Here is a 14,537-nt window from a genome sequence, read left to right as displayed (position 1 = left end):
GGTTTACCCTATGAGTCTTCTCCATAAAAACACCATCGAGCCATTCGCCATCGAGCACGCCACCATCGCCACAGGCGATGAGGACGGCCACACCATGAACGACATGACCGTCACGGTCGATGAGACCGGTACCATCACCGGCGTCACTCCAAGCGACGAAGCCGAAGTGCCTGCTCATTATCATAAGCTAGACGCCAGCGGCAAGTTCGTCTCCCCTGGTCTGCTCAATGGCCACGTCCACACCTTCAGCGACGGCAAACCAATGGGCAGCGACAACGCCACCCCCGAGGGTCAGGCCAAACTCGTCAAGATGCTGCACACCGCACCCGGCCGAGCCTATGCCTACGCCAATAGCAAGAAAAACGTCATGACATTGCTGAATTCCGGCGTCACCACCTTCCGGTCCGTGGGAGACATCGGCTACGAACTCGTCAAGATGCGGGACCAAGTGAACGCGGGAAAACTCGTGGCCCCGCGCATACTGCCCGCTGGACCGCTTATGGCCATTCCCGGCGGACACGGTGCGCCGCTCATCGCCATCGAAAGCTCCACGCCCGAGGAGTCCCAGGCGGCTGTAGAGCAGAACCTCGACCATGGTGTGGGTGCCATCAAGATCGCAGCCACCGGCGGCGTGACCGACTCACAGGTGCTCGGAGAGGCCGGCAAACCACAGATGACCATCGAGCAGATGCAGGTGATCTGTGAGGCTGCCCACGCCAGCAACCTCATCGTGGCAGCGCACGCCCAGAGTCGTGAAGGCGTGTACCGCGCACTCAAGGCGGGCGTGGACACCATTGAGCACGGCTGCGCACTGGACGACGAACTCACCGACCTGTATCTCCACAATCCGAATTCACTGCGTGGCTGGTCCGCACTGGAGCCCACACTTTCGGCGGGCCTGCCCATGGAGCTACTGCCGCAGAGCGATTTGGGACTGACCGACATCCAGATGGAAAATTCGCACAGTGTGGTCAAGGGTATGGTCGAAGGTGCACGCGGAGCCCACGAAGCCGGCATCAAGGTCGGTGTAGGCACCGATACCGCCATGCCGTTCGTACCGCAGTACGCCACTTGGCTGGAGATGCACCTTCTGGTGCGTTTCGCCGGGTTCACCCCTGCCGAGGCATTCCATGCCGGCACGCAGGTAACCGCCGAAATCCTCAACGTCTCGGACGTCACAGGTTCAGTCGAGGTGGGCAAGTCCGCGGATTTGCTGGTCTTGGAGGATGACCCTGTGAAGAACCTGAGCACCTTGAGCCATCCTCTGTTCATCAGCGCGGCCGGTCACCCTGTGTTCCACCCCAGCGTGGAGCATTTCGCAGACATGGATGCCAAGCTTGAGAAAGTGTATGCCTGAAAGTTACATGGTTAAGGCTGGCAGATAGCGTTATAGCTGTACCGCTATCTGCCAGCCTTAACCATGCCGCTGCCAAATAGTGACGTTTTTCGGCACTCACTGTCAGCTATCATTCCTTTGCTGACATATTGTGCCGTTCTTCGGCATAATATGTCAGACTCCGCCAGCGACCAGACATAAACTGCCGCCAAACGGCACTTATCGTCACATATCGCCCACCGCCTTCCACATCGGCCGGCAAAATGGCCTAGCGAGGTGAGTTAGTGACGCTTGACATTGCGCATAGGCTCGCCTGCAACATAATGACGGGTGTTTTCCACGGCAATGTCAATGATGCGTTCGGTGGTGGATGCCAAATGCGCTCCCCCTGCCACGTGAGGTGTGATGAGACAACGTGGACTGCTCCACAGCGTGCTGGATGTTGGCAGAGGCTCGGGATCCGTAACGTCGAGACCAGCGCCACGAATCACTCCATCCTCCAACGCCTTCGCGAGCGCATCGCAGTCCACTACATCCCCACGTCCAGCGTTGAGAAGAATGGCAGTGGACTTCATCAGAGCGAGCCGCTGTGAATTGATGATGTGATGAGTGGCTGCAGATGAAGGCAACGAGATGGCGATGACATCGGCCTGAGGAAGCAGCTCATCCAGTTCATCAAAACCATGCATGGTGTCAATGTGTTCCGCAGGCTGGCTCGCATTCCTGCGTACACCGTCAGTGCCCATGCCCACAGTCTTGGCCAGCGAGGCAAAATATGAGCCTATGTCACCAGTGCCAAGCACGAGAGCCCTCCTGCCGCGCGGGCTAAGCACTGTTCCGCCTTCCTTCCAATTCGCCTCATACTGTTGACGCGCGTACAGCGGGAGGTTGTTCATCAACGCCCACATCATGGCGAACATATGCTCACCCACAGCCTGCCCGTAAGCTCCGGTGGCGTTGGTGAGCGTGACCTTTGGGCCGAGTACGCCTGGGGCCACGTACTTGTCGACGCCGGCGCTGACGGTTTGCAGCCATTCCAACCGCGGCAATGTTGCGACGGTTTCAGGAGCGATGTTGCCGATCACCGCAGTGACTTTCTGCTTGCATTCCTCAGGAACTTCCATGCTCTTATGCATACTGCCGAAAAGCTCAGACTTATCGTTAAAAACAATCTGCACATCCCCCGCTGCCTCACGCAGACGTGCCTTATCCGTCTCATCCATCGGCAGGCAGTCTAAGATCAATTTGTCATCATTCGTCTTTGCCGTGCTGCTTCTCATACGTACGCTCCCTCGAAATCCTTGTTCATCGCAACCTGTCCATAGCCTATTCCACCGCATATCCACCGTTCTGGCTTGAACTGAGCAGCATCATTATTACCACAACCCTTTTGCCGCTTGTCCATATGTTCGAAGACCTCTTTACTTTTCATTTGCGTTACGTTGCCCGTTATTCGCCTGTTTCGGCTGTTCATTGGCGTGCACAATGGCACGTACACGCTTCAGCCGCTCTCCCACCTGACGTTCATAGCCACGATCATTGGGGTGATAATATTCGCGACCCACCAATTCATCAGGCATATACTGCTGAGTGGCAACGGCATTGGGTGCGTCATGGGCGTAGATGTAACCGTCATGATTGCCCCACTCTTTCATCAACTTGGTTGGAGCATTGCGTAGATGCCGGGGCACCTCGCCTATAAGGCCCTTGTCCACGTCAGCCAAAGCGTCATTGATGGCGTTGTAGCTGGCGTTGGACTTGGGCGCGGTGGCCACCGCCAGGGCCGCCTCGGAAAGGATGATGCGCCCCTCCGGCATACCGACCAGCGCCACAGCCTGTGCTGCAGCAACCGCCACCTGCAACACCTCCGGCGCAGCCATACCCACCTCTTCGGCAGCGGCGATCATTATGCGTCTGGCGATGAAACGTGGGTCCTCCCCAGCCCGGATCATCCGCGCCAGATAATGCTCTGTAGCATCGGGGTCGGAGCCCCGCATCGACTTGATGAACGCACTGATCACGTCGTAATGGTCGTCGCCATCCTTGTCATAGCGCACCGTGGCGGAGTCCATCACCTTGGAAACCACATCAGGAGTGATAATCGGCTTGCGCGATCCCTTCTTACGCGCCTTGTCACCGGTGACTGCGCCTGCTGCAGCCTCAAGCACGGTCAACGTCTTACGGCCATCGCCACCACCCATGCGAACGATTTCATTGATGGCATCCTCCGAGATTCTCACTTCTCCCTTAAGCCCATGCTGACTTGAAACGGCACGTTCAATAAGCGTGTGCAACGAATCAGACTCCAGACTTTCAAGCTTGACCACCACAGAACGGCTGAGCAACGGCTTGATGATTGAGAAACTGGGATTCTCAGTGGTGGCGCCGATGAACGTGACATCCCTATTCTCCACACTCGGCAGCAACGCATCCTGCTGGGACTTGGAAAAGCGATGCACCTCATCGATGAACAGCACTGTCTCCCGGCCTTGGGTCACGAGCCGTTCGTGAGCACGAGAAAGGACATCACGCACATCCTTGACTCCGGAAGTGACCGCGGAAAGCTCTTCAAAATCACGCCCCGACTGCCCTGCGACAATGTAGGCGAGCGTGGTCTTGCCAACTCCCGGAGGGCCGAAAAGAATGATGGAGCTTGGTGCAGTAAGTGAACCCTTCGAAGCAGGATTGGCCAAACGGCGCAGAGGGGAACCCGCTCCAAGCACCTGGTTCTGGCCCACCACCTCGTCAAGGCTTCGGGGCCTCATGCGAACCGCCAAGGGGCGGGTCACATCATCAGGCACGTCTGAGGCGCTGAAAAGGTCATCAGTCATACTTTTATTCTACTCTGCCGCAAACTCCTTGACCGAACTGTACCCACTACGCAAAATCCACCTCTAAACGGGTACAATCCAGACTCAAAACGCTTGCTTACCGACTGAATCGTACCCAGAGCGTGAGATTCACGCTCAATCGGGCACACTTCGGTCATCGGCCACCTAACCCAAACAGCTCTTGCCCGAAACATACCCACTTACGCGGCATCCCCCACCAAACGGGTACGATTCAGCCACATAGCGCATGGTTTCTGACCGAAACATACCCACTTACGCGGCATCCACCGCCAGAAGCGCACAATCCAGTCGCGGAATGTGACTCACTCCGCCGGCCCTTCCCATCAGACGAACTCCTCCTGCGGACCCACGCGGTAGTCCACAAAGACCACCTCGCCGCCTTCCTGGGTGGCATCAAGATCAACAGTGCCTGCAATCGCCCAGTCGTGGTCACCATCCGAATCGTCGATGATCTGACGAACCTTCCAAGTGTGTTCCTTGCGCTCCAGCGAATCGTCGAGCATGAACAGGTCCGAGCTGCGGGCCTTTTGGTCGATGCCGACATATTCATGGCTCTTATAATAGGCATCGAGCGCATTGTCCCACTGACGCGGGCCCATGCCACAGTCCTTATCAAGCGCGCCTAGGTCTTCAGGGCGGTCAAGATCCATAAGTTGCACACGCCGGAACATGGCATTTCGAATGAGCACAATAAGCCCACGTCTGTCCTCCACCACCTGATCCACATGAGGCGCAGCGAGCGTGGCAGCGCCAGCATCGGCAGCGGCATCGCCCGTGCCTTCCCACTCGTCCACCAGGCTTGAATCCACGGAGCGCACCACCACGCGCAGCCAGGAGACGATGTCCTCCAGCTGGTCATTGCGCTTCTCCACCGGCACCGTTCGCGCCAACGCCCGGTACGCATCGGAAAGATAGCGCAGCAGCGTCCCCTCCGAACGCGCAATGCCGTAGCGCGAGATGTAGCCGTTGAAATCGCTGGCAGTCTCCACCATGTCTCGAACCACGGATTTGGGGCTGAGCTCAAAATCGCCGGCCCAAGGCACATCCTTGCAGTATTGCTCAAAAGCGGCATCAAGCAACTCTTCCAACGGCTTGGGCCACGTGACCTCGGCAAGCTTATCCATGCGCTCGTCGTAATCGAGGCCATCTGCCTTCATCTCGGCCATCGCCTTGTCCCTGGCCTGCCGTTGCTGCGCCTTCAAGACCTGCCTGGGGTCATCGAGCGTGGCCTCCACCATGGAGATGACATCCAGCGCATAGGTTTCCGACTCGGGGTCAAGCAGTTCGAGCGCCGCAAGCAGGAAGGGTGAAAGCGGCTGGTCGAGTGCAAAATTGTCGGGCACCTCCACAGAAAGGAAGTAGTCCCGACCACCACGCCCATTGCCCTCAGCCTCGATGAAGTTGGAATCGAGCATGGTTTGGAACAGCTCGCTGGCACGCTCGTGCAACCGTTCCTTCTGCGTGGGGGTCTGCGAGGAGTCATCAATGAGCTTGTCGAGACGGGCCTTGGCATCCCCTCCTTGCGCCACCTCATTCAAGACCATGGCATGAGTGACTTCCATATGCGGCTGAAGGGTTTCCGGCTCGTCGTCGATAAGCTGTTCGAATGTCGGCTTCCCCCAGGAGACGAAGCCTTCCTGTGGCTTTTTGCGCTTGATTTTCTTCAGCTTCTTAGGGTCTCCATTGGCCTTGGCGATGGCCGCTGCATTCTCTATCTCATACTCCGGTGCCTCCGCGACCACAAGCCCTTCGGTGTCGAAACCCATGCGGCCGGCACGCCCTGCGATCTGATGGAACTCACGGGCACGCAGCTTGCGCATCTTCACACCGTCGAATTTAGTCAAAGCGGTCAGTAACACAGTGTGAATCGGCACGTTGATGCCCACGCCGAGTGTATCCGTTCCACAGATCACCGGCAGGAGCCCCTGCTGAGCCAGTTGCTCCACAAGCCTGCGGTAGCGTGGCAACATGCCGGCGTGATGAATGCCAACGCCATTGGAGAGCAGGCGCCGCAGTATCTTGCCGAACGCTGTGGTGAACCTCGTACCTTTCATTGCCTCTGTGATGGCCTTGCGTTGCTCTTTGCTGGAGACCCCCGAGCTGGCGAGCGCCTGGGCCGTTTCGAGTGCGGCATCCTGGGAGAAGTGCACCACATAAATCGGCGTATCCCCCTGATCAAAGAGCAGCTCCACAGTTCCCGCAAGCTGCTTGTCCGTATATTTCCAGCTCAACGGAACCGGCCTCGGTGCGTCGTCGATGACATCCACATCTGTGCCGGTCATATCTTCAAGCTTGTCTGCGATGGCATCCACATTGCCCAGTGTGGCGCTCATCAGCAGGAACTGCGTCTTGGGCAACGTCAGCAGCGGCACCTGCCATGCCCAGCCGCGCTCGGGGTCGCCATAGTAATGGAACTCGTCCATCGCCACGCAGCCGATGTCGGCGTCCTTGCCTTCACGCAGAGCCTGATTCGCCAGTATCTCCGCAGTACAACAGACAATGGGTGCGTCAGGGTTGATGCTCGTGTCCCCCGTCACCATGCCCACGTTGTCTCGTCCGAACGCCTCGACCAAATCGAAGAACTTCTCTGAGACAAGCGCCTTGATAGGAGCGGTGTAATACGATCGCCGGCCAGTGCAGAGCGCGGCGAAATGCATGCCAAGCGCCACCAATGATTTGCCTGAACCAGTTGGCGTGCTCAAAATGACATGGTCGCCTGAAAGCAGGTCAAGCACAGCCTCCTCCTGGTGCGGCCAAGGCTCAATCCCCTTGGACTCCTCCACCCAGCCGAAGAACCGATCATAGATCTCATCAGCATCGATTCGCCGTGAACCGCGCTCGTTCTTGTCGCGGTCGGAACCATAATCGCCCCAAGCCGGTGCCAAGTCCCCTAAAGCCCGCGTTTTCACCTCATCTGTCATGATTCCAGTTTACCGTCACTGCGACCACCATGATCAGACCTATGGGGCGAACCAACGATGGGCCGTATGAAGTCGGGCAATTCGAAGTCAGGAATCTCGAATTGTCTGGGGTCGATCTCCGAATCCGGCTGCGTGTTGTCGTAGCCCTGACGGTAGCGGTCCTGACGCCATCCACGCGCAGTGGCGTTCGAGCCACGGTGACGCACGTGGTAACGCCGGGGAGCACCGCCATAGCGGTTCTCGCCCTCTTCACGCGCCACAGCCATCTGGTTGACGTTCGAGGGGTCAAGGATGGCGATGGGCGCCACAGGATCAGGTTCGGCGAAGGCCGCGGTACGCTCCTGCATCTTGGCCGGCAGCCACTCGGCCAGGCGGGATAGCAGCCAGCAGACGATGAAGTAGACCACTGCCGCCACAATGAGCGTCTGCAGGATGTTGAAGTACATGGACCCCAGACGCCTCGACTCCTGCAGCAGGTCGGTGTACATGATGATGGAGCCGAGCGCCGTATCCTTCAGCACCACCACCAGCTGGGTGACCGCAGCGGGAAGCATGGCGTAGATGGCCTGCGGCACCTCGACGGTCATGAGCGACTGCGTGCGGGTGAGCCCAAGCGCAAGCGACGCCTCGCGCTGGCCTCCGGGAAGGTTGCCCACACCCGACCGCACCAGCTCGGCCACCACCGAACCATTGTAGAGGATCAGTCCAAGCGTGACGGCCCAATATGAGGCGCTCTGAAACCCGGCGAATGCGAAGAAACGCCAGAAGAAGACCATCATGATGAGCACCGGCACGGCGCGGCAGAATTCCACGATGACTGCGGAGACGCCCTTGATGATTGGGTTGGGAAGCAAGCGCCCGATACCGAAGATCAGGCCAAACACCACCGAACCGATGACCGCGACCACGGCGGCCTTGATGGTCATCCATAGCCCAGGCAGGTAGAAGTCCGTCCACGCCTCGCCGTCAAGCGCCGGTTTCCACAGGGACCAGTCCAACTGGTTCTCGCCGTCCGGTGGGTTGTGCAGACGCATGAGCATCAGCACCACAAGCACGGCGATGACCACAGCGCCGATGATGTTGACGATGCGAATCTTGCGCCTTCCCTTCGGACCGGGGGCGTCAAAGAGCAGCGAGGTCTGTTTCGAATCCGTATCCATGCGCCTACCTCCTGACCGCAAGCTTGTTCGAGAGCACCGTGGTGAGGATGCCGATGGGGATGATGAGGATGATGTAGCCGAAGGCGAAGATGGCGAAGATGGCCACAATCGAGTTGGCATGGTATTCGATCATCGTGCTCATCAGCGACGATGTCTCGGTGGCCACCGAAGCGGCCGCGGCAACGGTGGAGTTCTTGAGCAACGCGATGAACGTGTTGCCCAGCGGCGCCACCGACCCGCGGAATGCCTGCGGCAGGATGACCTGCGTGGCGGACTGCATGAAACTCAGCCCCAGCGCCCTGCCGGCCTCGGCCTGTCCAAGCGGCACCGTGTTGATGCCGCTGCGCAGCGACTCGCAGACGAACGCCGCCGTATAGAGCGAAAGACCCATCACCGCCAGCCAGAAGAAGTTGGTGGCGAACGTATCGGAGAAGCTGAGCTTCAACTGGGCGAAGGCTCCGAGCACCATGAATACCATGATGATGGTCAGGGGCATGTTCTTGAAGAACTCCACATATACCTTCGCCAAGCCACGCAGCGAGGAGATCGGGCTGATGCGCATCATCAGCAGCACCACTCCAAGCAGCAGGGAGAACAAGGCGGACCAGGCGGTCAGCTCGATGTTGACCAGGAACGCCCCCGGAACGTCGTACTCACTGAACAATTGCAGGAACTGGTTCATTCCTCACTCCTCCTTTCCTGGGACTTTGCCCCGATCGGGCACCGGCGGGTTGTACTTCGGGTTTGGCTTGTACTTCACCCCATGGGTATTGTCTTTGATGGCGCGCTGCCAAGTCCCATCGGCAATCATGGCCTTGATGGCCGAGTCGACCCTGTCTTCCAACTTGGTATTGCCTTTCTTGATGCCCACCCCGTAGTATTCCTGGGTGAACGGTTTGCCGACGAGTTCCAGCTTGCCTCGGGCGTTCGCCGCCAGACCTGCGAGAATGATGTCGTCGGTGGTCACCGCGTCCACAATGCCGGAGAACAGCGCCGTGGCGCATTCGGCATACCCCGGTTGCTCCATGAGCTGCACCTTGGAAGAGTACCGTTCCTTGATGGTCTCAGCTGACGTCGACCCCGTCACGGAGCACAGCCGCTTGCCATCCAGATCATTGGGGCCGGTGATGGTTTTATCGCCTTTGCGGACCATAAGGTCCTGCCCTGCCACAAAGTACGGGCCGGCAAAATCCACAGCCTTGCGTCGTGACGCGTTGATGGAGTACGAGGCGAAGATCATGTCCACATCGCCGTTCTGCAGCATGGCCTCACGCTGCTTGCTCGGCGCCTCCTTCCAGACGATCTGGTCTTCGGAGTAGCCAAGCCTACGCGCCACATACCTCGCCACATCCACATCGAAACCCACATAGGTTCCCGACTTTTTGAAGCCCAGCCCCGGCTGGTCGAATTTGATGCCAATGCGAATCTTGCCCGCCTCGTCACTGGACCCGCAGGCAGAGACCGCGAACACACACGCCATGGCGCACAATACCGCCAGTACACGCTTATAGATGCGCTTCCATGTCTGCATCACGGTTCTGAAGCCCTCAGCAACGCTGTATTTGAATCCTCTCATATCTCCACCCTCTCTCAGTGTGTGAGGATCTTCGAGAGGAAGTCCTTGGCACGGTCGGTCTGCGGATGATCGAAGAACTCGTCGGGCGTGCCGTGTTCGAGAATCTTCCCGTCGGCCATGAACACCACACGGTCGGCCACGCGGCGCGCAAAGCCCATCTCATGGGTCACACAGATCATGGTCATGCCTTCCTTGGCCAAATTGGTCATCACATCAAGTACCTCATTGACCATCTCCGGGTCGAGCGCACTGGTGGGCTCATCGAAGAGCATGACCTTCGGTTTCATGGCAAGCGCCCGAGCGATGGCCACACGCTGCTGCTGGCCGCCGGAAAGCTGGGATGGCATCTTGTTCGCCTGGCTCTCCACACCGACGCGCGCGAGCAGCTCCATGGCGAAGTCGTAGGCTTCCTTCTTGTCCATATGGCGCACCTTCACCGGCGCGAGCATCACGTTGTCGATGATGCTCTTGTTGGCGAAGAGATTGAACTGCTGAAACACCATGCCCACTTCGGCGCGCAGCATCGCCAGCTCCTTGCCTTCCTGGGGCAGCTCATGGCCATTGATGAGAATCTGACCGGAGTCGATGGTCTCAAGCCTGTTGATGGTGCGGCACATGGTGGATTTGCCTGAGCCGGAGGGCCCCACCACCACGAGCACCTCGCCCTGGTCTACTTCAAGGTTGATGTCCTTAAGCACGTGCAATTTACCAAAGTGCTTATCTACGTGACGCAGTTCCACCAGTGGCGCACTGCCTTGGATCTTGGCGCCATCTTGTGGTGCCGCTTCGCCATTCTTCGGCGTTGCCTCATTTAAATCCGACATATCAGCATTTTAACGTGTCAATGTTACGGCTGTTCGCTGAGCGCCGACTCCACGTAACAAATCTTCCCGCCAACAGCGACACCCGACATCGCAGAAGGCATCAGAAATAAAGCGTCCTGCCAATTCGTGGAGATTTCGCACGAATCGGCAGCAAACAGTACCTTCAAACGAATTGCCCCACCTTTCCGTACAATTTCATACGAATAGGTAGGGGCAATGATGTTTAGGCTCAACGGATTGAGAAGCTTTTACTCTTCTTCGTCAGGATCGTAGTCCACGCCGGTCTCGGCACGCTGGGCGTCGGAGATCGGGGCGGGGGCGCCGGTGAGCGGGTCGCGGCCGCCACCGGCCTTCGGGAAGGCGATGACGTCGCGGATGGAGCTGGCACCCGCCAGAATCGAGACCGTGCGGTCCCAACCCAGGGCGATGCCCGCGTGGGGCGGTGCGCCGTACTTGAACGCTTCGAGCAGGAAGCCGAACTTCTCCTCGGCCTCCTCCTTGCCGATGCCGAGCACGTTGAGCACACGGTCCTGGATGTCGGTGCGATGGATACGCACCGAACCGCCGCCCATCTCCTCGCCGTTGCAGACAATGTCGTACGAGTCGCTCATAGCGTGCTCAGGATCCTTGTCGAACTTGTCGATCCAATCCGCCGACGGCATGGTGAACGGGTGATGCATGGAGGTCCACTTGGAGTGGCCTACGGCCACATCGTCATCATCCGGATCATCGGTGCGCTTGAACAGCGGGAAGTCGACCACCCAGGTGAAGGCGAACTCGTCGGGCTTCAGAAGGCCGGCCCTGCGAGCGATCTCGACACGTGCGGCACCAAGCAGCAGCTGCGAGGATTCGCGGGCGCCTGCGGCGAAGAACACCGCGTCGCCGTCCTTGGCGCCAACAGCTTCCTTCAATCCGTCGCGCTCAGCGTCGGAAAGGTTCTTGGCCACAGGCCCCTTCAGGACGCCATCGGTGCTGAACTGCACGTAGGCCAAGCCCTTGGCCCCGCGCTGACGCGCCCACTCCTGCCAGGCGTCGAACTGACGGCGAGGCGTGTCCGCACCGTTCGGGAAGACCACAGCGCCAACGTACGGCGCCTGGAAGACGCGGAACGGGGTGTCCTTGAAGTAATCGGTGAGCTCGACGATCGGGTTGCCGAAGCGTAGGTCCGGCTTGTCTGAGCCATACTTATCCATAGCATCCTGCCAGGTGATGCGATCGATCGGCAGCTTGACCTCGTAGCCCTGGGTCTTCCAGATGGCGGCGATGACCTTCTCGGCCATGGCCATCACATCCTCCTGGCCCACGTAGCTCATCTCCATGTCGAGCTGGGTGAACTCGGGCTGACGGTCGGCACGGAAGTCCTCGTCACGGTAGCAGCGAGCCAACTGGTAATAGCGCTCGACGCCGCCGACCATCAACAGCTGTTTCAAGAGCTGAGGAGATTGCGGCAGTGCGTACCAGGAACCGGGCACCAGGCGGGCCGGCACCACGAAGTCGCGGGCACCCTCGGGTGTGGACTTGATGAACGTCGGGGTCTCCACCTCGGTGAAGTCCATATCCTCAAGCGCATGACGAGCCGCGCGGGTCATGTCGCTCCTGAGCTTGAGATTCTTCTGCATCTGGGGACGGCGCAGGTCGAGGTAACGGTACTTCAAGCGTACGTCCTCGCCGGGCAACTTGTTCTCCGCCTCGTTTTCAAGAGCGGTAGAGACCTGGAACGGCAGCGCATCGGATTTGGCAAGCACCTTCAAGGTCTCGACCACAACCTCCACCTTGCCGGTGCCGAGGTGCTCGTTCTCGTTACCTTCCGGACGCTCACGGACCTCGCCGACCACCTGGATGACGAATTCGCTACGCAGCGGACGGGCGATCTCCTCGTCATAGATGACGATCTGCACCAGACCAGTGCTGTCGCGCAGATCGATGAACGCCACACCGCCGTGGTCGCGCCTGCGGTCCACCCAACCGGCCAACGTTACTTTTTGCCCAATGAGGTCTTCGCCAACCTCTGCTGCATGATGCGTTCTATAAGCCGTCTGGCCCATGCTCCCTCTATTCCTTACTTCAACGCTGCAGACATAGCACATCCGCAGACACCCTCATGGAACCCTGTGACGGTTCCAAACCAACGATTTACCGTTCCAGATTACCGAGTCACCGCGACGTGCCAAAGCCGTTGTATGCAGAGTCTGAAACGTACCCACCGGCAGCGGCAAATCCACCAAGCCGGTACACTCCAGTCGCAAATTCAGTCAAAAGCGACCGGAACGTACCCTGCCTGCGATGAGTCAACACCACGTGGGTGCATTAGACGTACGATTTGCACACATTTCAGACCTACAGTTACAGCACGGAACGAATACAGTTGGGGCCACGACGCGACTTGCACGACATGGCCCATATTGCAATCGAATTTGGGTTCACTCCCCCAGATCTACACCCTGATAGGCGTATTCCTCGGCGGGAACCCACGTGGCTGCATCCGCGGCGACCTGCTCACCGGTCACGATGTTCTTGACCGAATCACCAGCGGGTCCCTCGCCTGCCCCATCAGCAGAAGCGTCCTGTGGGAACCAAACGTACGGAATGCCGAGCCTGTCGGCATAGTGAATCTGCTTGCCAAGTTTGGCCGCCTTAGGCGCCACGTCCGCGGCGATGCCACGGGCGCGAAGCGCGGAGGCGATGCGGTTGGACTTGAGCCTGTCGTCCTCATTCCACACAGCCACCATCACCGATGCCGGCGAAACACGCGTGGCATGGGCTCCAGCGGTGTGCAGCATGTACGAGACCAGGCGGGAAAGGCCAATCGAAAGACCCACTCCCGGGTATTTCCTGTTGCCTTGGGAAGCAAGGTTGTCATACCGGCCGCCGGAGCAGATGGAGCCGAGCGAAGCGGCGCCATCGAGAAACGTCTCGTATACGGAACCTGTGTAATAGTCGAGGCCACGGGCAATCTTGAGGTCGGCGATGACAGAACCCGGGCGGATTGCCGCAGCTTCATCGACGATCATGGCAAGCGTGTCGAGTCCCTCACGGGCAAGCACATAGGCATCGCTGCCTTGCTCAATGCCGTGGGCTGCGCAGAGTTCATCGAATTTCTTCAGCAGTTCATTGCCGTCTTTGGCCGTCAGTTCCGCCAGCTCCAGGCACGCTTTCGCCTGAATCTCACTGGCGCCGCACTCACTGACCAGCAACTTGACCACTTCGTCTCTGCCGATTTTGTCGAGCTTATCGATTTCGCGCAGTACACCCTCGATATCAGTCAACTCGAGTCCGCGGTAAAAACCTTCGGAAAGCTTGCGGTTGTTGGCATGGACAGTGGCTTTGGGAAGCCCAAAGGCCCGCAGCTCCTCCAAAGCGCTCACCATCACCAGAGGCAGTTCCACTTCGTAGTGCGGCGGCAATTCCCCATCGCCTACCACATCGATGTCGGCCTGCACAAACTCACGGAACCGACCTTCCTGCGGCCTTTCGCCACGCCAGACCTTTTGGATCTGCCAACGCTTGAACGGGAACGCCAGCTTGCCCGAATTCTCGACTACATACCGGCTCAGCGGCACGGTGAGGTCGAAATGCAGCCCGAGCCGCTGCTCCAGAGGAGTATCGGATTCGTGTCCGACTTCCTGCAGACGCGAGAGCAGATAAATCTCCTTGCTGGTCTCGCCTTTCTTGAGCAAGCTGGAGCCCTCCTCCACTGCCCTGGTCTCGATTCCAATGAACCCGTTGAGCTCAAAAACCCTGCGAACCGTGTCGATGACGCGCTGCTCGACCACCCGCTCTTCAGGGAGCCACTCCGGAAAACCTGATATAGATGCACCTTTAGCCATAATCCCTTATAATAAGAGAAGCGGGCGAAATAGAAGTCATT

At 58.7% G+C, this 14,537-nt stretch carries 10 protein-coding genes; 1 reads left to right on the top strand and 9 read right to left on the bottom strand.

Translation table 11 applies throughout. The features are described 5' to 3' along the window. Positions 1-10: 10 nt before the first annotated feature. Positions 11-1,357, top strand: coding sequence for a metal-dependent hydrolase family protein (locus ACSYSS_RS02705; RefSeq protein ID WP_491703952.1), 1,347 nt, complete (start codon positions 11-13; stop codon positions 1,355-1,357). Positions 1,358-1,617: 260 nt separating this feature from the next. On the opposite strand, the gene ACSYSS_RS02700 is transcribed toward ACSYSS_RS02705, so the two are convergent. From ACSYSS_RS02700 to hisS, 9 genes are all read right to left on the bottom strand, one after another. Further along, entirely contained in the window at positions 1,618-2,559 is a 942-nt protein-coding gene (locus tag ACSYSS_RS02700) for a D-2-hydroxyacid dehydrogenase (protein ID WP_491703951.1), read from the bottom strand. A 198-nt stretch (positions 2,560-2,757) separates the two neighbouring features. Further along, positions 2,758-4,167: a replication-associated recombination protein A gene (locus ACSYSS_RS02695; RefSeq protein WP_491703950.1), complete on the bottom strand. Its 1,410-nt coding sequence runs from the start codon at positions 4,165-4,167 to the stop codon at positions 2,758-2,760. Between the two features lie 344 nt (positions 4,168-4,511). Then, positions 4,512-7,109: a DEAD/DEAH box helicase gene (locus tag ACSYSS_RS02690; RefSeq protein WP_491703949.1), complete on the bottom strand. Its 2,598-nt coding sequence runs from the start codon at positions 7,107-7,109 to the stop codon at positions 4,512-4,514. After that, entirely contained in the window at positions 7,106-8,269 is a 1,164-nt protein-coding gene (locus ACSYSS_RS02685) for an amino acid ABC transporter permease (RefSeq protein WP_491703948.1), read from the bottom strand. Before ACSYSS_RS02685 ends, ACSYSS_RS02690 begins: the two co-directional genes overlap by 4 nt. Before the next feature lie 4 nt (positions 8,270-8,273). Beyond that, positions 8,274-8,951, bottom strand: a complete 678-nt coding sequence (locus ACSYSS_RS02680; protein ID WP_491703947.1) for an ABC transporter permease subunit — start codon at positions 8,949-8,951, stop codon at positions 8,274-8,276. A 3-nt stretch (positions 8,952-8,954) separates the two neighbouring features. Then, positions 8,955-9,800, bottom strand: a complete 846-nt coding sequence (locus ACSYSS_RS02675; RefSeq protein WP_491704191.1) for a glutamate ABC transporter substrate-binding protein — start codon at positions 9,798-9,800, stop codon at positions 8,955-8,957. 59 nt (positions 9,801-9,859) lie between these two features. Next, positions 9,860-10,669, bottom strand: a complete 810-nt coding sequence (locus tag ACSYSS_RS02670; RefSeq protein ID WP_491703946.1) for an amino acid ABC transporter ATP-binding protein — start codon at positions 10,667-10,669, stop codon at positions 9,860-9,862. 248 nt (positions 10,670-10,917) lie between these two features. Then, a complete protein-coding gene (gene aspS / locus ACSYSS_RS02665; protein ID WP_491703945.1) occupies positions 10,918-12,714 on the bottom strand; it encodes an aspartate--tRNA ligase in 1,797 nt (598 codons plus the stop codon). Between the two features lie 375 nt (positions 12,715-13,089). Then, the gene (gene hisS, locus ACSYSS_RS02660; RefSeq protein ID WP_491703944.1) at positions 13,090-14,496 is read right to left on the bottom strand and encodes a histidine--tRNA ligase; all 1,407 of its coding nucleotides are present in this window, start codon (positions 14,494-14,496) and stop codon (positions 13,090-13,092) included. Positions 14,497-14,537: the final 41 nt, after the last annotated feature.

This window comes from Bifidobacterium sp. ESL1118, from assembly GCF_058505595.1.
This window is presented reverse-complemented; position numbering and strand designations above follow the sequence as displayed.

Coding starts and splice junctions, on each gene's coding strand:
- ACSYSS_RS02705 (WP_491703952.1), top strand. CDS start 11: ATGAGTCTTCTCCATAAAAACACCATCGAGCCATTCGCCATCGAGCAC.
- ACSYSS_RS02700 (WP_491703951.1), bottom strand. CDS start 2,559: ATGGATGAGACGGATAAGGCACGTCTGCGTGAGGCAGCGGGGGATGTG.
- ACSYSS_RS02695 (WP_491703950.1), bottom strand. CDS start 4,167: ATGACTGATGACCTTTTCAGCGCCTCAGACGTGCCTGATGATGTGACC.
- ACSYSS_RS02690 (WP_491703949.1), bottom strand. CDS start 7,109: ATGACAGATGAGGTGAAAACGCGGGCTTTAGGGGACTTGGCACCGGCT.
- ACSYSS_RS02685 (WP_491703948.1), bottom strand. CDS start 8,269: ATGGATACGGATTCGAAACAGACCTCGCTGCTCTTTGACGCCCCCGGT.
- ACSYSS_RS02680 (WP_491703947.1), bottom strand. CDS start 8,951: ATGAACCAGTTCCTGCAATTGTTCAGTGAGTACGACGTTCCGGGGGCG.
- ACSYSS_RS02675 (WP_491704191.1), bottom strand. CDS start 9,800: ATGCAGACATGGAAGCGCATCTATAAGCGTGTACTGGCGGTATTGTGC.
- ACSYSS_RS02670 (WP_491703946.1), bottom strand. CDS start 10,669: ATGTCGGATTTAAATGAGGCAACGCCGAAGAATGGCGAAGCGGCACCA.
- aspS (WP_491703945.1), bottom strand. CDS start 12,714: ATGGGCCAGACGGCTTATAGAACGCATCATGCAGCAGAGGTTGGCGAA.
- hisS (WP_491703944.1), bottom strand. CDS start 14,496: ATGGCTAAAGGTGCATCTATATCAGGTTTTCCGGAGTGGCTCCCTGAA.